Origin of the sequence: Streptomyces sp. NPDC088261 (assembly GCF_044740805.1) — a bacterium.
Taxonomy (GTDB): Bacteria; Actinomycetota; Actinomycetes; order Streptomycetales; family Streptomycetaceae; genus Streptomyces.
Genome location: NZ_JBIURL010000003.1, coordinates 421107 through 444472, shown reverse-complemented (window position 1 = coordinate 444472; position 23366 = coordinate 421107). Strand labels below are relative to the sequence as shown.

Here is a 23366-nt window from a genome sequence, read left to right as displayed (position 1 = left end):
TCACGATAGGGCGTACGACCCGGCCGGGCCCTGTCAGCCCTTGTCCAGGTAGCGCTCCCGCTCGGCGTCCAGCAGCGCGTCCAGGGTCATCCGCAGCTCCGGGTAGCCCGCCAGCTCCGGGTCCTCGGCGACCACCGCGACGGCCTCCTCGCGGGCCGCCGCGATGATCTCCTCGTCGTCGATGACGGCGAGCATCCGCAGGGACGAGCGCACCCCGGACTGGGCCTGGCCGAGGACGTCGCCCTCGCGGCGCTGCTCCAGGTCGATACGGGACAGCTCGAAGCCGTCCAGGGTGGCCGCGACCGCGCCGAGCCTGGCCCGCGCCGGGCTCGCCTCGGGCATGTCCGTGACCAGCAGGCAGAGCCCGGGGGCCGAGCCGCGCCCGACCCGGCCGCGCAGCTGGTGCAGCTGGCTGACGCCGAACCGGTCCGCGTCCATGATCACCATCGCGGTCGCGTTCGGCACGTTCACCCCGACCTCGATGACCGTCGTCGCGACCAGGACGTCCACCTCGCCGGCGGCGAAGCGGCGCATCACGGAGTCCTTGTCGTCGGGCTGCATCCGGCCGTGCAGGATCTCGATCCGCAGACCGGCCAGGAGCCCTTGGGCCAGGTGGGCGGCGACCTCCACGACGGCGAGCGGCGGACGCTTCCCGTCCTCCTCGGCGGCCTTGTCGGCCGCTTTCCCCGCGGACTTCCCCTTGGCCGGCTTCTTCTTCCCCGTCTCGTCCTCGTCGTCCCCGATCCGCGGGCACACGACATACGCCTGGTGGCCCTTGCCGACCTCCTCGCGCACCCGCTCCCACGCGCGGGCCAGGAAGTGCGGCTTGTCCTCGGCCGGGACGACATGGCTGGCGATCGGCAGCCGCCCGGCGGGCAGCTGGTCCAGCACCGACGTCTCCAGGTCGCCGAAGACCGTCATGGCGACCGTACGGGGAATGGGGGTGGCCGTCATGACCAGCAGGTGCGGGGGCTGCTTGCCCTTGGAGCGCAGGGCGTCGCGCTGCTCGACGCCGAAGCGGTGCTGCTCGTCCACCACGACCAGGCCGAGGTCGTGGAACTTCACCTTGTCCTCGATCAGGGCGTGCGTACCGATCACGATCCCGGCCTCGCCGGTGACCAGGTCGAGCAGCGCCTGGCGCCGGGCCGCCGTGCCCATGGAGCCGGTGAGCAGCACGACCTTCGTCGCCTTCTCGGCGCCGCCGAGCATGCCGCCCTGGGCCAGCTCGCCCATCATTTCCGTGATCGACCGGTGGTGCTGCTGGGCGAGGACCTCGGTCGGGGCGAGCATCGCGGCCTGTCCGCCCGCGTCCACGACGGTGAGCATCGCCCGCAGCGCGACGAGGGTCTTCCCCGAGCCCACCTCTCCCTGGAGCAGCCGGTGCATGGGGTGTTCGGTGGCGAGGTCGGCGAAGATCTCGGCGGTGACCTTGAGCTGGCCGTCGGTGAGGGTGAAGGGCAGGCTCGCGTCGAGGGCGTCCAGCAGCCCGCCCGCGACCGGTTTCCGCGCCACGGCGGGGAGTTGGGCGTCGGCGTGGCGGCGCCGGGCGAGCGCGACCTGGAGGACGAACGCCTCGTCCCACTTCAGCCGCTCGCGCGCGTCCGCGATGTCCGCGCGGGTCTCGGGCCGGTGGACCTTGAGCAACGCCTCGGGCAGGGAGGCGAAGCCGCGTCCGTCGCGGAGGGCGGGCGGCAGCGGGTCCAGGGCCTCGGCGGCCCGGGGCAGGACCGCGTCGACCGCCTTGGTGATCTTCCAGGACTCAAGGCCCTTGCAGGCGGGGTAGATCGGGATGAGCCTGCCCGCGAACGCGTCGACCGCGTCCTCGCCGCTGTCGGTGCCGAGCGTGACGTACGTCGGATGGGCCAGCTGGAGCTTGCGGTTGAACACGGACACCTTGCCGGCGAACATGCCGCGGCTGCCGGGCGGCAGGTCCTTGTGCGGCTTGTGGATGCCCCGGCCGAAGAAGACCAGCTGGAGCCGGCCGCTGCCGTCGGTGAGGGTGATCTCCAGACGCTGGCCCGAGCCGCCTCCGTACCGCACGATCCGGGAGTCGGCGACCTGGGCGACCACCGTCACGTCCTCCTCCAGCGGCAGGTCGGCGAGCGTGGTCAGCTGGCCGCGCTCCTCGTACCGCCGGGGGTAGTGGTGCAGCAGATCGCCGACCGTGTGCAGGTCGAGCTGCTCGGCCATCACCTTCGCGGTGGCGGGGCCGAGCGTCTTCGTGAGGGATTCGTCCAGCGCTGACACACGATCCATTGCACACCACGGCACTGACAGAGAGCTACTCCACGCCGATGAGCAGGGGCGCGGACTGCCGGCCGCCCCGGTAGACGACGGTGTCGACCGCGAGATGCCCTTCCCGTACGTGCGCCTCCAGGCGGTCGGCGAGGGCGTCGGGCACGTCCTCGCCGAGGACCAGCGTCACCAGCTCGCCGCCCGCGAGGAGCATCCGGGTGAGCACGGCCTCGGCGGTGGCGGCGAGATCCGCGCCGATGACCGCCACGTCGCCCTCGATCAGGCCCAGGACGTCCCCGGCCTGGCAGATGCCCGCCATGGTCCAGGACTGCCGTTCCGCGACCGCCAGTTCGGCGTAGCGGGTGGCGCCGGCCGCGGAGGTCATCGCCACGACGTCCTCGTCGAAGCGGCGGTCGGGCTGGTGGACGGCGAGGGCCGCGATGCCCTGGACGGCGGCCCGGGTGGGGATGAGGGCGACCCGTACCCCTTCGGCGCGGGCCTGCTCGGCCGCCGCGGCGGCGGTGTGGCGCAGGGCCGCGTCGTTGGGCAGCAGCACCACCTCGCGGGCGTGCGCGCGCCGGATCGCCTCGACCAGTTCGCCGCTGGCGGGCGGCTCGCCGGGGCGCGCGAGCACGGTGGTGGCGCCGGCCTCCGCGCAGAGCCCGGCAAGGCCCTCACCGGGGACGACGGCGACGACGGCCCGCTGGACCTGCTCCGGGGCCCGTTCCGCCGCGCCGAAGTGGGTGATCCTGATGCGGTACGGGCGTCCCGCCTCGACCCCGGCCTCCACGGCGGCGCCGGCGTCGTCCACGTGGATGTGCACGTTCCACAGCCCGTCCCCGCCGACGACGACCAGGGAGTCGCCCAGCCGGTCGAGCCGGGCGCGCAGCCGGGTCACGGCGTCGTCGCCGGCCTCCAGCAGGTAGATCACCTCGAAGGCGGGGCCGTCGTCGGCGTCGCAGGAACCGAAGGCGCCGGGCCCTTCGTCGGCCGGCGACACGACCGGCTCCCCGGGCCGCCGGGGCGCGGCGGTGAAGGCCGCGGGCGCCTGCCCCGAGAGGGCCTGGACGAGGGCGCCCAGGACGGCGAGGAGTCCCCGGCCCCCCGCGTCCACGACCCCGGCGCGGTCGAGGACGGCGAGCTGTCCGGGGGTGGCGTCCAGGGCCGTACGGGCTCCGGCGTGGGCGGCGCGCGCGGTGGCGGCCGTACCGCCCCGGGCCTGTTCGGCGGCGTCCGCCGCCGCCGAGGCGACGCTGAGGATCGTGCCCTCGACGGGGTGCGCGACGGCCTCCCGGGCGAGCCCGGCGGCCCGGCGCAGCGCCCGCGCGAGGTGGTCCCCCTCACCGGCCCCGTCGGCGCCGTGCGTCTCCCGCGTGCCGTCGTCCGCCAGCACGTCCGCCATGCCCCGCAGCAACTGCGCCAGGATCGTCCCCGAGTTGCCCCGGGCCCCGATCAGCGCGCCGTGCGCCATGGCCCGTACGGCGTCCCCCGCCGCGGGCACGGACCCCCCGGTCTCGTGCGCGGCGAACACCGCCTCGACGGCGTGCGCCGCGGATTCGACGGTCAGGTAGAGGTTGGTGCCGGTGTCGCCGTCCGCGACCGGGTAGACATTCGTCGCGTCGATCTCCTCGCGCTCCCGCCCAAGGGCCTCCAGAGCCAGTGAGCACCAGCTCCGCACCGTTTCGGCGTCGAGGGTCTGCGGCACCGGGTGGTCCTCCTTGGGCGGCCTTCACGGCCTGGGCTGGCGGGCTGGACGCAGGGTAACCCCCGGGGCCGCCCGCGCCCCCCAGGGGTGAGAGGGGGCGGACGGGACCGGGAGGGGGGCCGGGCGGGTCGTGGTAGTTTCGTTGTACCGAGGCAGCCGTTGTATGCTGCTCCGGTTGCCCGACGAGAGTCGGGCCATTCCCCCGGCTAGGCCACATCAACTCGTTGATTCGGGCACGTCGGATTTCTCTGTACGTACATCTGAAGTCTTTGGAGTGACCCGTGGCTGCCAACTGCGACGTCTGCGGCAAGGGGCCGGGCTTCGGCAACAGCATTTCCCACTCGCACCGCCGCACGTCCCGTCGCTGGAACCCGAACATCCAGCGCGTGCGTGCCGTGGTCGGTCGGACGCCGAAGCGGCTCAATGTCTGCACCTCGTGCATCAAGGCCGGCAAGGTCTCGCGCTGACGCCTGCGTCGTAGCGCAGCCCCTGCGGTTGCCTTGAAGAGCCGGTCCACCTCGGTGGGCCGGCTTTTTGCCGTGCTCACCCGCCGTCACAGACCCCGGCGGAAGCGCCACGCGTGATCGACCGGGCCGATGCCGCCGCCCAGCGGGAAGCCGTGCGCGAGCGCGCCGGTGACGTACTCCTTGGCCGCGACCACGGCCTCCACCACCCCCTGCCCGTTCGCCAGGCCCGAGGCTGTCGCGGAGGCGAGCGTGCAGCCCGTGCCGTGCGTGTGGCGGTTGCTGTGGCGGGGGGCGCGCAGCCAGTGTTCCTCGGTGCCGTCGGTGAGCAGGTCGACGGCGTCGCCCGGCAGGTGCCCGCCCTTGACGAGCGCCCAGCGGGGCCCGAAGTCCAGGACGGCGTCCGCCGCCCGGCGCATGGACGCTTCGTCCGTCACCTGTACGCCGGTGAGCTGGGCGACCTCGTCCAGGTTGGGGGTGGCGACGGTGGCGACGGGCAGCAGCTTCGTCCGTACCCCGTCCAGCGCGGAGTCGGCGAGCAGCGGGTCCCCGTGCTTGGAGACGCCGACCGGGTCCACGACCACCGGGGCGTCCGTCGCGGCGAGCAGGTCCGCGACGGCCTCGACCAGTCCGGCCGAGGCGAGCATGCCGGTCTTCACGGCCTGGACGCCGATGTCGTCCACCACGGCGCGGTACTGGGCCCGTACCGCCTCCACCGGCAGCTCCCAGGCGCCCTGGACCCCGAGGGAGTTCTGCGCGGTGACGGCGGTGAGCACGCTCATGCCGTGCACCCCGAACGCCAGCATCGTCTTGAGGTCGGCCTGGATGCCCGCGCCGCCGCCGGAGTCGGAACCGGCGACGGTGAGGACGCGGGCGGGCACGAAGGGGGGAGAGGAGCTCACCCGGCCGAATCTACCGCGCGTCCTCGATGTCCCCGAAGTGGTCCCAGCCGCCCTTGCTCGTCCAGGGCGCCCCGTCCACCGTCACCTGCGGCAGCGCGGACGGGTGAAGGACCTCGCCGATCACCTTCCAGCGGGCGGGGAGTTTCACGTCCGGCGGGAAGGTCGCCACGATCGCGTGGTCCTCTCCCCCGGTCAGCACCCACTGGAGCGGGTCGATCCCGACCGCCTGGCCGATGTCGTGCATCTGCTGCGGGATGTCGACCAGTCCGGACCGCAGGTCGATCCTGACCTTGCTGGCGTCCGCGATGTGCCCGAGGTCCGCGACCAGCCCGTCGCTGACGTCGGTCATGGCGGTGGCGCCGAGTCCGGCCGCCGCGGGGCCCGCGTGGTACGGCGGTTCGGGCCTGCGGTGGGCCTCCACGAAGGCACGGGGCGAGCGGAAGCCGCGGGAGAGCACCGCGTGCCCGGCGGCCGACCAGCCCAACCAGCCGGTGTACGCGACCACATCACCGGGGAGCGCGCCCGACCTGACCACCGGGTCGTGGCCCCGCAGGTCGCCGAGGGCCGTGATGGCGAGGGTGATGGTGTCACCGCGCACGACGTCACCGCCGACCACGGCCGCGCCCGCGACCTGGCACTCGTCGCGGATGCCGTCCATCAGCTCGGTGGGCCAGGTGACCGGGAGTTCGGCCGGCACGACCAGGCCGAGCAGCAGCGCGGTGGGTACGGCGCCCATCGCCGCGATGTCGGCGAGGTTCTGCGCGGCGGCCTTGCGGCCGACGTCGTACGCCGTGGACCAGTCGCGGCGGAAGTGCCGGCCCTCCAGCAGGAGGTCCGTACTGGCCACGACCCTGCGGTCGGGCGCGGCCACGACCGCGGCGTCGTCGCCAGGGCCCAGCCGGACCGCCGGGGTGGTGGTCAGCCGGGAGGTGAGCTCCCTGATGAGGCCGAACTCCCCCAACTCGCCCACGGTTCCCTTCACCGAGACTCCCCTCTCATCGCCGGCCGCGCCTGCGGTCGCGGGCCGTCACTGCTGTCGGTTCCGTCAAGAGACACGTCAACTTATGTTTTCCGTACGCCACCCGGGGGCGCCATCGGGCCCCCGGGTCTCCCCGTGGCCCGCGACGACGCGATACCGTGGCGTCTCTTTCCCCCACATGATCCTCGTGGCCGCCCTGGAGGTTCCGTGGTACAGGCGTACATCCTTATCCAGACCGAGGTGGGCAAGGCGACAACCGTCGCCGAGACCATCGCCAAGCTCACAGGAGTGATACACGCCGAGGACGTGACAGGCCCCTACGACGTCATCGTCCGCGCCCAGGCGGACACCGTCGACGAGCTGGGCCGCATGGTGGTCGCCAAGGTCCAGCAAGTGGACGGCATCACCCGCACCCTGACCTGCCCCGTCGTTCACCTGTAGCCCCCGTCTACGCTTGGCCGGTGACCGTTACCCGCCGCCGGCTCTTCCGCCGCAGGCTATCCGGCCGTCCGACGCTTTGCCTGCCCGCCGTCGCCCTGCTCCTGGCCGCGGCGGGCTGCTCGTCCGCGGACGAGGGTTCTCCGGTCACCGTTCCCCGCCCCTCCGCCGAGGCGGCGAAGCTGTGCGGCGCCCTGCACGAGGCGCTGCCGGGGAGGCTCGGGGGGCTGGACCGGGACGATCCCCGGCCGCGTTCCGAACTGACGGCCGGGTGGGGGGACGACGCGATCGTACTGCGCTGCGGGGTCCCCCGCCCCGGGGAGATGGACGATCCCCGGGCGAACGCGGTGGAGGCCGACGGCGTCAACTGGATGCTGGAACAGCTCGACTCGGGGGCGCGCTTCACGACCACGTACCGGAAGGCGTACGTGGAGGTCACCCTGGGCCCGCGCTTCGCCAACGACGCGACACCGCTGGCCGCGCTGGCCGCCCCGGTGGCGAGGACGATCCCGAGCAGTCTCTGAGGGGTACGGGTACGGCCCCGCGGCCCTGACGGGACCGCGGCCTCCGGGAGAGGCCGCGGCGACGCGTCAGCGCAGGCCGGTCGGGCGGCGCAGGGCCGCCTGGATCAGCAGGTCGACCAGTTCCGGGTAGCCGACACCGGTCTCCTGCCACATGCGGGGGTACATCGAGATCGGGGTGAAGCCCGGCATCGTGTTGATCTCGTTGATGACGAAATCCCCGTCCTCGGTGAGGAAGAAGTCCGCGCGGACCAGGCCCTCGCAGGACGCCGCCTCGAACGCCTCGACCGCGAGCCGCCGCACCTCGGCGGTCTGCTCCTCGGTCAGCGGCGCGGGCACCAGACCGGCGGCGGAGTCGATGTACTTGGCCTCGAAGTCGTAGAAGTCGTGGGCGGTGACGGGCGGGATCTCGGCGGGCACGCTCGCGCGCGGCCCGTCCTCGAACTCCAGTACCCCGCACTCGATCTCCCGGCCGCGCAGCAGCGACTCCACCAGGATCTTGGGGTCGTGGCGCTGGGCCTCGGCGATCGCGTCGTCGAGACCGGAGAGGTCGTCGACCTTGGTGATGCCCATGGAGGAGCCGGCGCGCGCGGGCTTCACGAAGAGCGGCCAGCCGTGCTCGGCGGCGAAGTCCACGATCTTCTTGCGGGCGGCGGCGCCCTTGGCGCCCTCGGGGCCCTGCTCCCACTCGCGGGGGCGGATCACCACGTACGGGCCGACGGGCAGCCCGAAGGAGGTGAACACCCGCTTCATGTACTCCTTGTCCTGGCCGACGGCCGAGGCGAGGACCCCCGCGCCGACGTACGGGACGCCGGAGAGCTCCAGCAGGCCCTGGAGCGTGCCGTCCTCCCCGTACGGGCCGTGCAGCACCGGGAAGACGACGTCGACCTCGCCCAGCACCTTGGGCACGGAACCCGGCTCGCTGTAGACGACCTCGCGGTTGGCCGGGTCCACGGAGAGGACCACCCCGCCGTCCAGCGACTCGGCGACGCTCTCGACGCTCGGCAGGACGCGGTCGGTGATGGCCATCCGCCCGGGGTCGTCCGCGGTGAGGGCCCAGCGGCCGTCCGCGGTGATGCCGATGGGCAGGACGTCGTACTTCGTACGGTCGATGGCGCGCAGGACGGCGCCGGCCGTGACCACCGAAATGCCGTGCTCGGAGCTACGGCCGCCGAAGACGACCGCCACACGCGGCTTGCGGGCCTGCCGCTCAGGGCTCTGGGAGGAGTTCTCGCTGCTCATATCGCGATGAGCGTACCCGGTGGACAGCGGCTCGTCAGCGGCCGACTCGGTGGCGTTCCCGCCCGGTGGCGTACGGCCCGGCGGCCCGCGGGGTCAGTGGCGTTCCGCCTTGGCGCTGCGCGACATCAGTTCCTTGAGCGCGACGAGCGGCGGCTTGCCGTTGTGGACGATGTCGACGACGGTCTCGGTCAGGGGCATGTCCACGCCGTGGCGCCGGGCCAGATCCAGCACGGACTCGCACGACTTGACGCCCTCGGCGGTCTGCCGGGTGACCGCGATGGTCTCCTGGAGGGTCATCCCGCGGCCGAGGTTGGTGCCGAAGGTGTGGTTGCGGGAGAGCGGCGAGGAGCAGGTGGCGATCAGGTCGCCCATGCCGGCCAGGCCGGAGAACGTCTGCGGGTCGGCGCCCATGGTCAGTCCGAGGCGGGTGGTCTCGGCGAGGCCGCGGGTCATCAGCGAGGCCTTGGTGTTGTCGCCGAGGCCCATGCCGTCCGCGATGCCGACGGCGAGCCCGATCACGTTCTTCACGGCGCCGCCCAGTTCGCAGCCGACGACGTCGGTGTTGGTGTAGGGGCGGAAGTACGGGGTGTGGCAGGCGGTCTGGAGGCGCCGGGCGACGTCCTCGTCCCGGCACGCGACGACGGCCGCGGCGGGCATACGGTCGGCGATCTCCTTGGCGAGGTTGGGGCCGCTGATCACCGCGACGCGCTCGGCGGGCGCCTTGGCGACCTCTTCGATGACCTCGCTCATCCGCTTGGCCGTGCCCAGTTCGATGCCCTTCATCAGGGAGACGAGCACCGTGTCGGAGGGCAGGACGGGAGCCCAGCGGGCCAGATTCTCGCGGAGGGTCTGGGAGGGCACGGTCAGGACGGTGAACTCGGCGCCGTCGGCGGCCTCCGCCGGGTCCGTCGTGGCCCGTACGCCCTCGGGCAGTTCGAGGCCGGGCAGGTAGTCGGGGTTGACGCGGGTGGTGTTGATGGCCTCGGCGACCTCGGGGCGGCGGGCCCAGAGGGTCACCTCGCACCCGGCGTCGGCGAGGATCATGGCGAACGCCGTGCCCCACGATCCCGCCGAGAAAACGGCGACGCGTGTCACTTGGAGCCCTCTTCCGCTTCCGCGGCCTTGCGCCGCTGTTCCGCCCTGGCCCTGCGGGGGTCGTACAACTCCGCGGGCACCGGTTCCCCGCGTACCTCCGCGAGCAGTTCCGTGATCGCGGCCATGATGACCTCGGTCGCCGCGCGCAGCACCTCGGGGGTGGGTTCCTGGCCCTCGAACCGCGAGAGGTCGACGGCGGGGCCCGCGAGGACCTTCAGCGTCTTGCGCGGGAAGAGCCGTACCGGCCGTTCCTTGGCGTACGGCGGGAGCGCGAGGTGGGAGCCCCACTGGGCGACGGGGATGACCGGGGCCTTGGTGAGCAGGGCGACGCGGGCCGCGCCGCTCTTGCCCGCCATGGGCCACAGGTCGGGGTCGCGGGTGAGGGTGCCCTCGGGGTAGAAGACGACACATTCGCCCCGCTCGATGGCGTCGACGGCGGCCTGGAACGCGTCCAGCGCGTTGGTGCTCTCGCGGTAGACGGGGATCTGGCCGGTGCCGCGGAGCATCATGCCGACGAAGGAGCCCCTGAAGAGCGCGGCCTTCGCCAGGAATCGCGGGACGCGGCCGGTGTTGTACTGGAAGTGACCGTACGACAGAGGGTCGAGATACGAATTGTGGTTGACGGCGGTGATGAATCCGCCGTCGGCCGGAATGTGCTCCATGCCCCGCCAGTCCCGCTTGAACAGAACGATCAGCGGCGGTTTTGCGATGACGGCCGCCAGGCGGTACCAGAAGCCGATTCTGCGGCGGGACACTCGTGACACCTTCCTCCTCGGGAGCCGGATCGCGATCCGGCGGCCCGGGGCCACGTCTCGCCCCGGGGTCGTGCGCTGTCGAGAACACCGTACGCCCCGGCCCGGGGAGCGGGCCTGCGAGCGGGACACGGCCGGGCAACAATAGGGGGCCGGTACACGCAGGTACGCACCCGGCACGCACCGAGGGAGAGTTCGCCACGGACACCGACCCGACCGCCCGCTGGTCCCTGGTCGTCCCGCTCAAGCCGCTCAGCCTGGCCAAGAGCAGGCTGGCCGGGGCCCTGGGCGGTGCTCTGCGCCCCCGGCTGGCCCTGGCGTTCGCCCAGGACACGGTCGCCGCCGCGCTGGCCTGCCCGGCCGTGCGGGACGTCGTGGTGGTCACGGACGATCCCGCGGCGGGGGCGGAGCTGGCCGCGCTGGGGGCGCGCGTCGTACCGGACACGCCGGCCGCCGGTCTCAACGCGGCGCTGGCGCACGGGGCCGCGGTGGCGCGGAGCCGGGATCCGCGCGCGCCGGTGGCCACGCTCAACGCGGACCTGCCGGCGCTGCGCCCCGCCGAGCTGGCCCGGGTGCTCGGTGCCGCGCGCGCATTTCCGCGGGCATTTCTCGCGGACGCCGCCGGAATCGGCACCACTTTGCTGGCGGCGGCCCCGGGCGCGGAATTGAATCCGGCTTTCGGTGGTCGTTCCCGGGCCCGGCATTTGTCGTCGGGCGCGGTGGAAATTCTGCTGACCGGGGTGGATTCGGTACGGCGGGACGTCGACACGGGCGCGGACCTGCTGGTGGCGGTGGCGCTGGGGCTCGGCCCGCGGACGGCCGCGCGGTACGCCGACCGCTACGCTGCGGGCATGCAGGCGACCGCTTACACGTACGAGTCAGAGAGCCGCAGCGGGAGTGTGCTGCTGGACGACGGCACCCCGGTGGAGTTCGACGCGCCGGCCTTCGACGCGGGCGGGCTGCGGCTGCTGCGGCCCGGCCAGCGGGTGCGCATCGAGACCGAGGGCGAGGGCGCGTCCCTGCGCGTCACGCTGGTGACGCTCCAGACCTTCTGAGGCCCGGACCTTCTGAGCCCAGGCCGTCCGAGCCTGGACCTTCTGAGCCCGGGCTTTCCGAGCGGAACGCCGCGGGCCGGGCTCCCCGAGGGGAGCCCGGCCCGGCGCGTGAGTCGCCCTGTTGTCGCTTACTTCCCCCTGGCGGCGGTCTTCTTCGCGGTGGTGGTGCGGGACGCGGCCTTCCTCGCCGGCGCCTTCTTGGCGGTCGCCTTCTTGGCCGGCGCGGTCTTCTTCGCGGTGGCCTTCTTGGCGGTGGACTTCGACGCCGACGACGTGGCCTTCTTCGCCGTGGTCTTCTTGGCCGCGCTGGTCTTCTTCGCGGTGGTCTTCTTGGCGACCGTCCGCTTGGCCGCCGTCTTGGCGGTCGTGGCCTTCTTGGCGGTGGCCTTCTTCGCCGCGGCCTTCACCGTCGTACGGGTGGAAGCACCGCCCGAGAGGCTGCCCTTGGGGGCCTTCTTGACCGCCACGTCGTTCTTGGGGAGCTTCTTCGAGCCGCTGACCAGGTCCTTGAAGCCCTGACCCGCGCGGAAGCGCGGCACCGAGGTCTTCTTGACCCGGACCCGCTCACCCGTCTGCGGGTTACGCGCGTAACGCGCCGGGCGGTCGACCTTCTCGAACGAGCCGAAGCCGGTGACCGAGACCCGGTCGCCTGCGACGACCGCGCGGACGATCGCGTCCAGTACCGCGTCGACCGAGTCCGCGGCCTGCTGGCGGCCGCCGACCTTGTCCGCAATCGCTTCTACGAGCTGCGCCTTGTTCACGTCTTCCCCTTCGGAGACATTGCCAGAACGAAAGTGTTCAAGCTTTTTCGCACGTTAGGCAGATATATACCGCAAATCAAACACGAAACGGGCTAATCACCCTAGTGCCGCAACGAAGTCGGCCCGGCGGAGTTCCGCGGAGGTCAGTCGCCTTCCGGAAATCGACCCTCGTCGAGGTCCTTCGTCAAGCGGTCCAGACGCCTTGCCGCATCCGGGAGATCGTGCTTCGCCGCAGCCGTGATGACCAGCAGCTTCCGGGTGAGCGCCATGCGTACGCCCTCCGGGACTTGCAGTCCACGCACCTTCGCGTGTGCCTCTTTCAGTTGTTCGGCGACCAACCCGTAAAGCTTGAGTTGGTTGTCGGGTTCCATGCACCGATTGTGCCATCTGGGGCGAGTTGTCGCCCGGCGGGGTCTCAACAAGCAACTGCACCCCCTGCCGGGAGGCAGGGGGTGCAGGAGGGGAAAAGCGCTGATCAGGCGGTAATGGTGCGTGGTTTGAAGGACGGCCTGGAGGCCTCGTAGGAGGCGATGTCGCCTTCGTTCTGAAGGGTGAGGCTGATGTCGTCGAGCCCGTTCAGCAAGCGCCAGCGGGCGTTCTCGTCAAGGTCGAAATCAGCCGTCAGCACTGCTCCATCGGAGGAGCCGGCCCGCACCTGCCGCTGTTCCAGGTCCACGGTGACCTCGGCCGTGGGGTCCTTCTCCACGAGCTCCTGGAGGGCGTCCACGACGGACTGGTCCAGAACCACGGTCAGCAGACCGTTCTTGAGCGAGTTGCCCCGGAAGATGTCGGCGAACCGGGACGAGACGACGGCCTTGAAGCCGTAGTTCTGCAAGGCCCAGACGGCGTGTTCGCGGGAGGATCCGGTGCCGAAGTCGGGTCCGGCGACCAGGACCGTGGCCCCGGCGTACTCGGACCGGTTGAGGACGAACTCCGGATCCTTGCGCCAGGCCTCGAAGAGCCCGTCCTCGAACCCGTCCCTGGTGACCTTCTTGAGCCAGTGGGCGGGGATGATCTGGTCGGTGTCCACGTTGCTGCGGCGCAGCGGCACGGCCCGGCCGGTGTGGGTGGTGAAGGCTTCCATGGTTATCGCGCTCCAGCGGGCGTACGGGCGGCGTCGGCGTCGGACAGGTCGGCGGGCGAGGCCAGATGGCCCAGTACGGCCGTGGCGGCGGCGACCTGCGGGGAGACCAGGTGCGTACGGCCGCCCTTGCCCTGCCTGCCCTCGAAGTTGCGGTTGGAGGTGGACGCGGAGCGCTCGCCGGGCGCGAGTTGGTCGGGGTTCATGCCCAGGCACATCGAGCAGCCCGCGTGCCGCCATTCGGCTCCCGCGCCGGTGAAGACCTTGTCCAGGCCCTCGGCGACGGCCTGGAGCGCGACCCGTACGGACCCGGGGACGACCAGCATCCGTACGCCGTCGGCGACTTTGCGGCCCTCCAGGACCGAGGCCGCCGAGCGCAGGTCTTCGATGCGTCCGTTGGTGCACGAACCTACGAAGACGGTGTCGACCTTGATGTCGCGCAGCGCCTGTCCGGCGGTCAACCCCATGTACTCCAGGGCCTTTTCGGCGGCGTGGCGCTCCGAAGCGTCCTCGTACGAAGCCGGGTCGGGGACGTGCGAGGTGAGCGGCGCGCCCTGGCCGGGGTTGGTGCCCCAGGTGACGAACGGGGCCAGTTCGGCGGCCTGGATGAGGACCTCGGCGTCGAAGACGGCGTCGTCGTCGGTGCGCAGGGTGCGCCAGTACGCGACGGCGGCGTCCCAGTCCTCGCCCTCGGGGGCGTGGTCGCGGCCCTTGAGGTAGTCGAAGGTGGTGGCGTCGGGGGCGATCATGCCCGCCCTGGCGCCGGCCTCGATCGACATGTTGCAGATGGTCATCCGGGCCTCCATCGAGAGTTTCTCGATGGCCGAGCCCCGGTATTCCAGGATGTAGCCCTGGCCGCCGCCGGTGCCGATCCTGGCGATGATGGCGAGGATCAGGTCCTTGGCGGTGACCTCGGGGGGCAGTTCGCCCTCGACCGTGATGGCCATCGTCCTGGGGCGGGCCAGCGGCAGGGTCTGGGTGGCGAGGACGTGCTCGACCTGGCTGGTGCCGATGCCGAACGCGAGCGCGCCGAACGCGCCGTGGGTGGAGGTGTGGCTGTCGCCGCAGACCACGGTGGTACCGGGCTGGGTGAGCCCCAGCTGGGGGCCCACGACGTGGACGACGCCCTGCTCGACGTCGCCGAGCGGGTGCAGCCGTACGCCGAAGTCCGCGCAGTTCTTGCGGAGCGTCTCCAACTGGACGCGCGAGACCGGGTCCGCGATCGGCTTGTCGATGTCGAGGGTGGGAGTGTTGTGGTCCTCGGTCGCGATGGTGAGGTCGAGTCGCCTGACCTGCCGGCCGCCGAGACGGAGGCCGTCGAAGGCCTGGGGGCTGGTCACCTCGTGCAGCAGGTGCAGATCGATGTAGAGGAGGTCGGGCTCGCCCTCCGCCCGCCGGACGACATGATCGTCCCAGACCTTCTCCGCGAGTGTCCTACCCATCGCTTTCCCTCCGGCCGGCGGAGCGCCGGCACTTTTCGAGACGTGGGCCCGCGTCCGTACCCCTTCGTACCGGACGCCGGCGGGGACCCGTGGTCCGCGGGCCTGTCCCTACAGGTTGGCAAAGACCCCGGGAAAAGGAACTTGCGTTTCACAGAGTGAGACGCGAGTATCGTTGCATGGACAACTCTAGCGGCGTCGGCGTTCTCGACAAGGCTGCTCTCGTACTGAGCGCCCTGGAGTCCGGTCCGGCCACCCTCGCCGGGCTGGTCGCGGCGACCGGGCTCGCTCGACCCACGGCCCACCGGCTGGCCGTGGCTCTGGAACACCACCGGATGGTGGCGAGGGACATGCAGGGCCGGTTCATCCTGGGCCCCCGGCTGGCGGAGCTGGCCGCTGCGGCCGGCGAGGACCGCCTGCTGGCGACGGCGGGACCCGTGCTGACGCACCTGCGGGACGTGACGGGCGAGAGCGCGCAGCTCTACCGGCGCCAGGGGGACATGCGGATCTGTGTGGCGGCCGCCGAGCGGCTGTCGGGGCTGCGGGACACGGTCCCGGTCGGCTCGACGCTCACGATGAAGGCGGGCTCCTCGGCCCAGATCCTGATGGCGTGGGAGGAACCGGAGCGGCTGCACCGGGGTCTCCAGGGCGCCCGCTTCACGGCGACGGCCCTCTCGGGGGTACGGCGCAGGGGTTGGGCGCAGTCGATCGGCGAGCGCGAGCCCGGGGTGGCCTCGGTGTCGGCGCCGGTGCGGGGTCCGTCGAACCGGGTGGTCGCGGCGGTCTCGGTGTCGGGTCCCATCGAGCGGCTCACCCGCCACCCGGGCCGGATGCACGCGCAGGCCGTGATCGACGCGGCGGGCCGGCTGAGCGAGGCGCTGCGGCGTACGGGCTGAGGGGCCGGGGCGCCGGGGCACGGAAAAGGCCCTCCCCGCGGGGAGGGCCTTCCGGATATCTGCGTACGTACCCCCGACCGGATTCGAACCGGCGCTACTGCCGTGAGAGGGCAGCGTGCTAGGCCGCTACACAACGGGGGCGAGGACCAAGAGGTCCAGCTGGGCTACCAGGACTCGAACCTAGAACAACGGAACCAGAAACCGTCGTGTTGCCAATTACACCATAGCCCATGGTGATTTACGTCTTACCGTACCCCCGACCGGATTCGAACCGGCGCTACTGCCGTGAGAGGGCAGCGTGCTAGGCCGCTACACAACGGGGGCCTTAGCGATCCTGCGTCGACGCGTCCGGGTGCGACCCGAAAGCGTCGGAGAGAAGGATCTGTACCCCCGACCGGATTCGAACCGGCGCTACTGCCGTGAGAGGGCAGCGTGCTAGGCCGCTACACAACGGGGGCGTTGCAGAATGGTGTCTGCGCTGGGCTACCAGGACTCGAACCTAGACTAACGGAACCAGAAACCGTCGTGCTGCCAATTACACCATAGCCCACCAAAACTCAACCCCCTGACGGGGGTTTGCTTGGCTTGCGTCTCCCGGCCGGACCTTTCGGCCTTCCCGGGCGGCGCAGGAAGAACATTACCCGACAGCGGGCAGCGCTCCAAAACGAGTATCGGCGCCCGGCGGCCCGGGGAGCCGGACGGGCCCGGAAGCCCGTCCGGCCCGCCAGGAGACGGTCAGGCCGCCAGCTTGGCCAGTGCCGCGTCGATCCGGGCCAGCGTCCGCTCGCGGCCCAGCAGCTCCAGCGACTCGAAGAGCGGCAGCCCGACCGTACGGCCGGTGACCGCGACCCGGACCGGCGCCTGCGCCTTGCCCAGCTTGAGGCCGTGCTCCTCGCCGGCCGCGAGGACCGCGTTCTTGAGCGCCTCGGCGGTCCACTCCGAGTCGGCGATCTTCGTACGGGCGGTGGCCAGCAGCGCGTCCGCGCCCGGCTTCATCGCCTTCTCCCAGGACGCCTGGTCCTCCGCCGGCTCGTCCAGGAAGAGGAAGTCGACGTTGGCCGTGATGTCCGAGAGGACCGTGAGCCGGGTCTGGGCCAGCGGCGCCAGCTCCTCGAAGGCCGCCGCGTCGAAGGACTCGGGGGCCCACGGCGCGTGCGGCGCGCGCAGCCAGGGACCGCAGGCCTCGGTGAACGTCTTCACGTCCAGCAGCCTGATGTGGTCCGCGTTGACCGCCTCGGCCTTCTTGAGGTCGAAGCGCGCCGGGTTGGCGTTGACGTCCGCGATGTCGAACGCGGCGACCATCTCGTCCATGGAGAAGATGTCGCGGTCCGGGGCGAGCGACCAGCCCAGCAGCGAGAGGTAGTTGAGCAGCCCCTCGGGCAGGAAGCCGCGCTCGCGGTAGAGGTTGAGGGAGGACTGCGGGTCGCGCTTGGAGAGCTTCTTGTTGCCCTCCCCCATCACGTACGGGAGGTGTCCGAACGCCGGGACGCCCTTCGCCACGCCCAGCGCGGTCAGCGCCTGGTAGAGGGCGATCTGGCGCGGGGTGGACGACAGCAGGTCCTCGCCGCGCAGGACGTGCGTGATGTCCATCAGCGCGTCGTCGACCGGGTTGACGAGCGTGTAGAGGGGGGCGCCGTTGGCGCGGACGATGCCGTAGTCCGGGACGTTCTCCGGGGTGAAGGTCAGCTCGCCGCGGACCAGGTCCGTGAAGGTGATCGGCTCGTCGGGCATCCGGAAGCGGACGATGTGCGTGCGGCCCTCGGCCTCGTACGCCGCCTTCCGCTCCGCGCTCAGGTCCCGGCAGTGGCCGTCGTACCCGGACGGCTTGCCCGCCGCACGGGCCGCCGCGCGGCGCTCGTCCAGCTCCTCGGTGGTGCAGTAGCAGGGGTACGCGTTCCCCGCGGCCAGCAGCTGGTCCGCGATGTCGCGGTAGAGGTCCATCCGCTGCGACTGGCGGTACGGCGCGTGCGGGCCGCCGACCTCCGGGCCCTCGTCCCAGTCGAGCCCGAGCCAGCGCAGCGAGTCGAGCAGCTGTTCGTACGACTCCTCGGAGTCGCGCGCCGCGTCGGTGTCCTCGATGCGCAGGACCAGGGTGCCGCCGGTGTGGCGGGCGTAGGCCCAGTTGAAGAGGGCGGTGCGGACCAGGCCCACGTGCGGGTTGCCGGTCGGGGACGGACAGAAACGAACACGGACGGGGCCGTTAACCACGCTTGATCACCCTGTTGGTGAGAGTGCCGATGCCTTCGATGGAGACGGCGACCTCGTCGCCGACGCTGAGGGGGCCGACCCCGGCGGGGGTGCCCGTGAGGATGACGTCTCCGGGGAGCAGTGTCATGGCCTCGGTGATGTGGACGATCAGGTCCTCGATGGAGCGGACCATCTCGCTCGTACGGCCGAGCTGGCGCTGTTCACCGTTGACCGTGCACTGGACCGTGAGGTCCGAGGGGTCCAGTTCGGTCTCCACCCAGGGGCCGAGCGGGCACGAGGTGTCGAAGCCCTTGGCGCGGGCCCACTGCTTCTCGGTTTTCTGCGTGTCCCGGGCGGTGACGTCGTTGGCGCAGGTGTAGCCGAAGATGACGTCCTTGACGCGCTCGCGCGGGACCTCACGGCACAACCGGCCGATCACGACGGCCAGTTCGGCCTCGTAGTGCACGTCGTTCGAGAAGGAGGGGTATTCGATGGCGTCGCCCGAGCCGATCACGGAGGTGGTGGGCTTGAAGAACGCCACCGGCACCTCGGGGACCTCGTTGCCGAGCTCCGCCGCGTGCTCCGCGTAGTTGCGGCCGATGGCCACGACCTTGTTGGGGAGCACCGGCGGCAGGAGCCGCACCTTGCTCAGCGGCACCTTGGTGCCGGAGAGCTCGAAATCGGTGTACGGAATGCCCCTGATGATGTCGAGGACGAGGCCGGCGGGGTCGCCGCCGTCGCCCTCGACCGCGCCGAAGGCGACATTGCCGTCGATGGAGAATCTGGCGATGCGCACGGGTGCTGTCGCCCCTCACTGTCACTTGCTGGCCTGCTGGAGACTGACACTCCAGGCTAGCCGGTGCGGGGTGGCGCGCTCGCGTGCGACCGCCGGGGCCGCCGGGTGCCGCCGGGGCCGGGGCCGTACCCCGCTACTGGGCGGGTTCCGCGTCGGGAACCTTGTACGGCGCCGGGGCGTCCATCAAAATCGTGCGGCGGGGGTTGGCCGTGCGGTTCGGCAGAGTGACGGAATGTTCCGGGCGCTCCGTGGGTACAAGTTCCCCCGCGTCCTTCAGGTGCGCCAGCGTGGTGCGCCGGGGGTTGGCGGTGGTGCGGAACAGCTTCGTCGTCTTCATCTGTGTGTCGGACCCTGTCGCGTGATCGGGCGCCGGAGCGCCGGTTGTCGGATGTGCCGGCCGTGCAGAACGTCAGGCTAAACAGGCGATTCCCCGGCGGAACGGGGATCTCTCCGCGATCTCCATGTGAGTTTGCTCACGACGGGGCGGGCATTGGGGGCATTCCGGGCGGGGTCTCAAGATCACCGAAACGGACATTGCGCTACTGAACGTTTCATTCCGCTCCTGATCATCCGGACTCAGACACCCCCCACCCGTAAGCAGCCTGTCAGCAATCGCCCCCTTTCCTCCATGAACCCTTTCTACGGCTTGTGACATGCTGCTCACACGGTGTCATACAGGTCACAGGCCGGTACGCGGCCCTTGTTGGAGATCCTGCACTGTGCTGGAATTCCCCCCACCGCCGCGGGTTTCAAGCCGGCGCGCAGGGGCGCATCGCAGCGCCGCGTGGCGGTGGGGAAGGGGTAAAGCGCCGGTCACTCAAGACCACCATGGGGAGCGTTCTGCGCCCCACGACGCCGACACCGTCCTGCCGTTTCGCGGTGGGACGCCTGGTCCAGAGGTTGCGACGCTAGTGCAGGGACGTTTCAAGAGGGATAGCAGCGCTGCGGCGGAGCAGGAGCCCCGCAGCGGAACCGACCGCGGTGCCTCGCCCCAGCACACCCAGAACCCGGGCCAGGCACCGACGGGCGAGAGCGGCCCCCGTGCCGCGCGCCCCGGGGCGGCACCGGTCGGCGACGGCAGGACGGCCGCGCCCAAACCCGTGGGGCCGACCGACGCCGGCTCACGAATACTTCTGCGGAACTGGCGCATCAGTACCCGCCTGGTCGCTCTGCTGACCCTCCCGGTGGTCGCGGCGACCACCCTGGGCGGGCTGCGGATCAACGAGTCGCTGAACGAGATCCAGCAGCTGGAGCACATGCAGCTGCTGACGAAGATGACCAAGGAAGCGACCAACCTCGCGGCCCAGCTCCAGGCCGAGCGGGACGAGTCGGCGGGTCCTCTCACCAACGGCGCGACCGCTTCGGACTTCAAGGTCCAGGACCGCCGTACGAAGACGGACCGGGCGAAGAAGGCCTTCCTCGACGCCACCGTCGACATCGGCAACACCGACGGCGACCAGGCGCTGGAGTCCATCCGCTCCAACGTCAACCAGATCGCCACGCAGGTCAACCAGATCAACAAGATCCGCCAGGGCGCCTACCAGTCCAAGGGCGCCGACTCCCTCACGGTCGACGCGTACAGCGGACTGATCGAGTCCCTGCTGAGCCTCTCGCAGGACATGGCGCAGGCGACCAGCAACCCGGACATGATCAAGCGGACCCGCGCCCTGGCCGCGTTCTCGTCCGCCAAGGAGTACGCGTCCATCCAGCGGGCCATCATCGCCGCCGCGCTCCCCGCCGACCCGAAGAAGGACGGCGATCTGAGCGAGAACGACCGTCTCTACGGTCAGAACGCGCTCACCAAGGAGAAGAACTCCCTCACGTCCTTCAACTCGCTGTACGAGTCGATGGGCGGCAACGCCGAAGAGCTGACCGCACCGCTCAACGGCCAGGGAAACCCCGAGATCCAGGCCGCCGAGAAGTACGCGGACCGGGTCCTCGGACAGCCGGACGGCCTGAAGAACGAGCCCCACCGCTCGTACCTGGACTGGACCGACCAGGCCTCGACCCGTATCAACGCGATGAAGACCATCGAGGCCACGCTGCTGGGCGAGATGGAGGGCAAGGCCCGCGAACTGCGCGACCAGGCCCAGCGCGACGCGTACATCAACGCCGCGCTGATCCTCCTCGTCCTCGGGGTCTCGCTCGTCGGCGCCTTCGTGGTGGCCCGCGCGATGATCCGCTCGCTGCGCCGCCTCCAGGACACCGCCACCCGGGTCGCCCAGGACCGCCTGCCCGAACTGGTCAAGGCGCTCTCCGAGTCGGACCCGCAGGACGTCGACACCTCCGTCGAGTCGGTCGGTGTGCACTCCAGGGACGAGATCGGCCAGGTCGCCGCGGCCTTCGACGACGTGCACCGCGAGGCCGTCCGCCTCGCCGCCGAGCAGGCCCTCCTGCGGGGCAACGTCAACGCGATGTTCACCAACCTCTCGCGCCGCAGCCAGGGCCTCATCCAGCGTCAGCTCTCGCTCATCTCCGAGCTGGAGTCCCGCGAGGCCGACCCGGACCAGCTGTCCTCGCTGTTCAAGCTGGACCACCTCGCGACCCGTATGCGCCGTAACGGTGAGAACCTCCTCGTCCTCGCGGGCGAGGAGCCGGGCCGTCGCTGGACCCGGCCCGTGCCCCTGGTCGACGTGCTCCGTGCCGCCGCCTCCGAGGTGGAGCAGTACGAGCGCATCGAACTGGCCTCGGTCCCCGCGACCGAGGTCGCCGGACGGGTCGTCAACGACCTCGTGCACCTCCTCGCCGAGCTGCTGGAGAACGCGACGTCGTTCTCCTCGCCGCAGACGAAGGTCCGGGTCACCGGTCACGCGCTGCCCGACGGCCGGGTGCTGGTCGAGATCCACGACACCGGCATCGGCCTCTCCCCCGAGGACCTCGCGGCGATCAACGAGCGGCTCGCGTCGCCGCCCACCGTGGACGTCTCGGTCTCGCGCCGCATGGGTCTGTTCGTGGTCGGCCGGCTGTCCCTGCGCCACGGCATCCGGATCCAGCTGCGCCCCTCCGACTCGGGTGGTACGACCGCGCTGGTCATGCTGCCGGTCGACGTCGCCCACGGCGGCAAGAAGGGCCCGGTCGGCAAGCCCGGGATGAACATCGGCGGCCAGAACGGCCAGGCCCCGGTGGCCGGCCGGCCGCCCGCGGGTCCCGGCCTCACCGCCGGTCCCGGCGGAGCGCCCGCCCCCGGTCTCACCGCGGGCCCCGGATCGCCCCCGCCCGGCCGGATCGCCGCGGGCACCCCGCGCGGCCAGGTCGGCGCCGGTGCGAGCCCGCGTGCCGCACTGCCCGGCCGGGACGGCGGACAGGGTGGACCGGGCGGCCAGCAGGGCGGGAACGGAACGCCCCAGAACCCGCAGCGCCAGGGCGCGGGCCAGACGGGCCAGACCGGTCAGAACAGCGTCTTCGGCGGTCAGAACGCGTTCGCGGGCCAGGGCCAGGGTCAGAACCCGGGCCAGGGCCAGGGCCGTAACGACGGTCCCGGCGCGTCCCACGGACAGCAGGGCCAGAACGGCTTCAGCGGCCACGCCCAGAACGCCTTCCAGCAGGGCGGCGTACCGGAGCGCAGCCGGCAGCTGCCGCCCCCGGGCGGTCCGCGCGCCGAGCTGCCGGGCGGCAACCCGCAGCCGCAGAACCGCCAGCAGCGCCCCGAGACCACCAGCTGGGGCACCGGGCAGCAGCCCGGGCAGGACGCCCCGCGCGGTCACGAGGAGCACGAGAACACCGGCCAGTACGCCCGGCCCCAGGTCTCCCAGCAGGGTCCCGGCACCGCGGAGTTCCCCCGGCCCGACTTCGACGCGCCGCGTCCCGGGGCCGACAGCGGCCAGCGGGGCGGGGGGCAGCAGCAGGGCCAGCAGAGCCAGCAAGATGCCGCCGCCACCGCCCAGTTCCCCCGGCCGGACTTCAACGCGCCCCCGCCGAGCGGCTACCAGCCCGACTACAGCGCCCAGCAGGGCGGCTACCAGCAGCAGGGTTACGGCAACGGCCAGCAGCAGAACTACGCCGCGCCGCCGAACTACGCCCCGCAGCAGGACTTCAACGCCCCGCGCCCCCCGGCTCCGTCCGCGGCGCCGGGCGCGCAGGGCCGCGGCCCCGGGCAGTTCGACCCGTACGGTCAGCCGGCCAGCGGCCGCAACGGTCAGGACGGACCGGGTTACGGCGCCCCGCGCCAGCCCAGCCTGCCGCCGCAGCCCCAGCACGAGGCGCTGCCGCCGGCCGGTCCCGGCGACGGCCGTACCCCGCTGTTCGACAACCTGGAGACCAACTGGTTCCACGGTCAGCAGCCGGGCGGACAGCAGCAGCCGCCCCAGCAGCCCCCGGCGCAGGGCGCTTCGCAGCAGGCTCCGGCCCCGCTGCCGCCGGCGCCCCGGCGTGACCCGATGCCGCAGCGTGAGCCCGGTGCCGGTCTGATGGGCGCGGGCGCGCCGAGCGGCAACGGGTTCGGCACCAACGGTGCCGGCGCGAACAGCCCGGCCGCCAACGGCTCGGGGGCCAACGGTTCCAGTGCCACGTCCTCCTGGCGCACGTCGCCCAACGACGAGCTGGTACGCCAGGCCGAACGGGTCAAGAAGCCCCAGGCGGGCGGTATCACCACTTCAGGTCTGCCCCGCCGGGTGCCGCGTGCCAACCTGGTGCCCGGTACCGCGCAGGAACAGAACAACACGGCCGGTCCGCAGGTTTCGCGTGCGCCGGCAGACGTACGCGGCCGACTGACCAATCTACGCCGGGGTATTCAGCAGGGTCGTCAGGCGGGCACAGCCGGTCCGGCGAACAACAGCTTCAACCTCGGCCCCTCTCACCAGCAGGAGCGTTAGTTGAGTC

General features: G+C 71.7%; 19 protein-coding genes, 5 tRNA genes and 1 pseudogene. 6 read left to right on the top strand and 19 right to left on the bottom strand.

Annotated elements, in window-relative coordinates; genetic code table 11:
- Positions 1 to 33: 33 nt before the first annotated feature.
- Together recG and ACIODU_RS09145 are read right to left on the bottom strand one after the other, a co-directional pair.
- Positions 34 to 2256 carry an ATP-dependent DNA helicase RecG gene (gene recG, locus ACIODU_RS09150; protein ID WP_401765628.1) on the bottom strand — a complete coding sequence of 741 codons (2223 nt, stop codon included), beginning with the start codon at positions 2254 to 2256 and terminating at the stop codon, positions 34 to 36.
- 25 nt (positions 2257 to 2281) lie between these two features.
- The gene (locus ACIODU_RS09145) at positions 2282 to 3940 is read right to left on the bottom strand and encodes a DAK2 domain-containing protein (RefSeq protein WP_401765625.1); all 1659 of its coding nucleotides are present in this window, start codon (positions 3938 to 3940) and stop codon (positions 2282 to 2284) included.
- A 281-nt stretch (positions 3941 to 4221) separates the two neighbouring features.
- Here ACIODU_RS09145 and rpmB point away from each other — a divergent pair, with 281 nt between their 5' ends.
- Positions 4222 to 4407: a 50S ribosomal protein L28 gene (gene rpmB / locus ACIODU_RS09140; protein ID WP_078877327.1), complete on the top strand. Its 186-nt coding sequence runs from the start codon at positions 4222 to 4224 to the stop codon at positions 4405 to 4407.
- An 86-nt stretch (positions 4408 to 4493) separates the two neighbouring features.
- Here the strand turns inward: rpmB and thiD are convergent, their stop codons facing one another.
- Together thiD and ACIODU_RS09130 are read right to left on the bottom strand one after the other, a co-directional pair.
- A complete protein-coding gene (gene thiD, locus ACIODU_RS09135) occupies positions 4494 to 5306 on the bottom strand; it encodes a bifunctional hydroxymethylpyrimidine kinase/phosphomethylpyrimidine kinase (RefSeq protein WP_401765622.1) in 813 nt (270 codons plus the stop codon).
- Positions 5307 to 5316: 10 nt separating this feature from the next.
- Positions 5317 to 6288: a thiamine-phosphate kinase gene (locus ACIODU_RS09130; protein WP_356428378.1), complete on the bottom strand. Its 972-nt coding sequence runs from the start codon at positions 6286 to 6288 to the stop codon at positions 5317 to 5319.
- A gap of 204 nt (positions 6289 to 6492) precedes the next feature.
- Here ACIODU_RS09130 and ACIODU_RS09125 point away from each other — a divergent pair, with 204 nt between their 5' ends.
- Positions 6493 to 6726 (top strand): Lrp/AsnC ligand binding domain-containing protein, encoded by a 234-nt coding sequence (locus ACIODU_RS09125; RefSeq protein WP_356428381.1) that lies wholly within the window; start codon positions 6493 to 6495, stop codon positions 6724 to 6726.
- Positions 6727 to 6746: 20 nt separating this feature from the next.
- Entirely contained in the window at positions 6747 to 7247 is a 501-nt protein-coding gene (locus tag ACIODU_RS09120; protein WP_401765619.1) for a DUF3515 domain-containing protein, read from the top strand.
- A 66-nt stretch (positions 7248 to 7313) separates the two neighbouring features.
- Here the strand turns inward: ACIODU_RS09120 and ACIODU_RS09115 are convergent, their stop codons facing one another.
- From ACIODU_RS09115 to ACIODU_RS09105, 3 genes are all read right to left on the bottom strand, one after another.
- Entirely contained in the window at positions 7314 to 8486 is a 1173-nt protein-coding gene (locus tag ACIODU_RS09115) for a D-alanine--D-alanine ligase family protein (protein ID WP_401765618.1), read from the bottom strand.
- A gap of 93 nt (positions 8487 to 8579) precedes the next feature.
- Positions 8580 to 9581 carry an NAD(P)H-dependent glycerol-3-phosphate dehydrogenase gene (locus tag ACIODU_RS09110; RefSeq protein ID WP_401765615.1) on the bottom strand — a complete coding sequence of 334 codons (1002 nt, stop codon included), beginning with the start codon at positions 9579 to 9581 and terminating at the stop codon, positions 8580 to 8582.
- Complete coding sequence (locus ACIODU_RS09105; RefSeq protein ID WP_356428387.1) at positions 9578 to 10336, bottom strand: lysophospholipid acyltransferase family protein; 759 nt, start codon at positions 10334 to 10336, stop codon at positions 9578 to 9580. Before ACIODU_RS09105 ends, ACIODU_RS09110 begins: the two co-directional genes overlap by 4 nt.
- Before the next feature lie 227 nt (positions 10337 to 10563).
- Here ACIODU_RS09105 and cofC point away from each other — a divergent pair.
- Positions 10564 to 11166, top strand: a pseudogene (gene cofC / locus ACIODU_RS09100) (2-phospho-L-lactate guanylyltransferase); the annotation flags it as partial.
- A gap of 350 nt (positions 11167 to 11516) precedes the next feature.
- Here the strand turns inward: cofC and ACIODU_RS09095 are convergent.
- The 4 genes from ACIODU_RS09095 to leuC all read right to left on the bottom strand — a co-directional run bounded on the left by ACIODU_RS09095 (position 11517) and on the right by leuC (position 14672).
- Positions 11517 to 12149 (bottom strand): HU family DNA-binding protein, encoded by a 633-nt coding sequence (locus ACIODU_RS09095; protein ID WP_356428390.1) that lies wholly within the window; start codon positions 12147 to 12149, stop codon positions 11517 to 11519.
- Between the two features lie 143 nt (positions 12150 to 12292).
- Positions 12293 to 12520 (bottom strand): hypothetical protein, encoded by a 228-nt coding sequence (locus ACIODU_RS09090; RefSeq protein ID WP_327234301.1) that lies wholly within the window; start codon positions 12518 to 12520, stop codon positions 12293 to 12295.
- A gap of 104 nt (positions 12521 to 12624) precedes the next feature.
- Positions 12625 to 13233, bottom strand: coding sequence for a 3-isopropylmalate dehydratase small subunit (gene leuD, locus ACIODU_RS09085; protein ID WP_356428392.1), 609 nt, complete (start codon positions 13231 to 13233; stop codon positions 12625 to 12627).
- Positions 13234 to 13235: 2 nt separating this feature from the next.
- Complete coding sequence (gene leuC, locus ACIODU_RS09080; protein ID WP_401765610.1) at positions 13236 to 14672, bottom strand: 3-isopropylmalate dehydratase large subunit; 1437 nt, start codon at positions 14670 to 14672, stop codon at positions 13236 to 13238.
- A 176-nt stretch (positions 14673 to 14848) separates the two neighbouring features.
- On the opposite strand from leuC, the gene ndgR reads away from it, so the two are divergent.
- On the top strand, positions 14849 to 15565 hold the full coding sequence (ndgR, locus tag ACIODU_RS09075) for an IclR family transcriptional regulator NdgR (RefSeq protein ID WP_010984119.1): 717 nt from the start codon (positions 14849 to 14851) through the stop codon (positions 15563 to 15565).
- Positions 15566 to 15633: 68 nt separating this feature from the next.
- On the opposite strand, the gene ACIODU_RS09070 is transcribed toward ndgR, so the two are convergent.
- The 8 genes from ACIODU_RS09070 to ACIODU_RS09035 all read right to left on the bottom strand — a co-directional run bounded on the left by ACIODU_RS09070 (position 15634) and on the right by ACIODU_RS09035 (position 18885).
- A tRNA-Glu gene (locus ACIODU_RS09070) sits at positions 15634 to 15706 on the bottom strand.
- Positions 15707 to 15724: 18 nt separating this feature from the next.
- Positions 15725 to 15796 (bottom strand) — tRNA-Gln (locus tag ACIODU_RS09065).
- A gap of 20 nt (positions 15797 to 15816) precedes the next feature.
- A tRNA-Glu gene (locus ACIODU_RS09060) sits at positions 15817 to 15889 on the bottom strand.
- A 61-nt stretch (positions 15890 to 15950) separates the two neighbouring features.
- Positions 15951 to 16023: transfer RNA gene (locus ACIODU_RS09055), tRNA-Glu, on the bottom strand.
- Between the two features lie 20 nt (positions 16024 to 16043).
- Positions 16044 to 16115, bottom strand: a tRNA-Gln gene (locus ACIODU_RS09050).
- Between the two features lie 185 nt (positions 16116 to 16300).
- Positions 16301 to 17773, bottom strand: coding sequence for a glutamate--tRNA ligase (gene gltX / locus ACIODU_RS09045; RefSeq protein ID WP_401765606.1), 1473 nt, complete (start codon positions 17771 to 17773; stop codon positions 16301 to 16303).
- Positions 17766 to 18548, bottom strand: a complete 783-nt coding sequence (locus tag ACIODU_RS09040) for a fumarylacetoacetate hydrolase family protein (RefSeq protein ID WP_356428401.1) — start codon at positions 18546 to 18548, stop codon at positions 17766 to 17768. The genes gltX and ACIODU_RS09040 overlap by 8 nt, the downstream gene beginning before the upstream one ends.
- Before the next feature lie 133 nt (positions 18549 to 18681).
- A complete protein-coding gene (locus ACIODU_RS09035) occupies positions 18682 to 18885 on the bottom strand; it encodes a hypothetical protein (protein ID WP_356428404.1) in 204 nt (67 codons plus the stop codon).
- A 574-nt stretch (positions 18886 to 19459) separates the two neighbouring features.
- Between ACIODU_RS09035 and ACIODU_RS09030 the strand changes: the two genes are divergently transcribed.
- Positions 19460 to 23359 carry a nitrate- and nitrite sensing domain-containing protein gene (locus ACIODU_RS09030; RefSeq protein WP_401765602.1) on the top strand — a complete coding sequence of 1300 codons (3900 nt, stop codon included), beginning with the start codon at positions 19460 to 19462 and terminating at the stop codon, positions 23357 to 23359.
- The last annotated feature ends 7 nt before the right edge of the window (positions 23360 to 23366 follow it).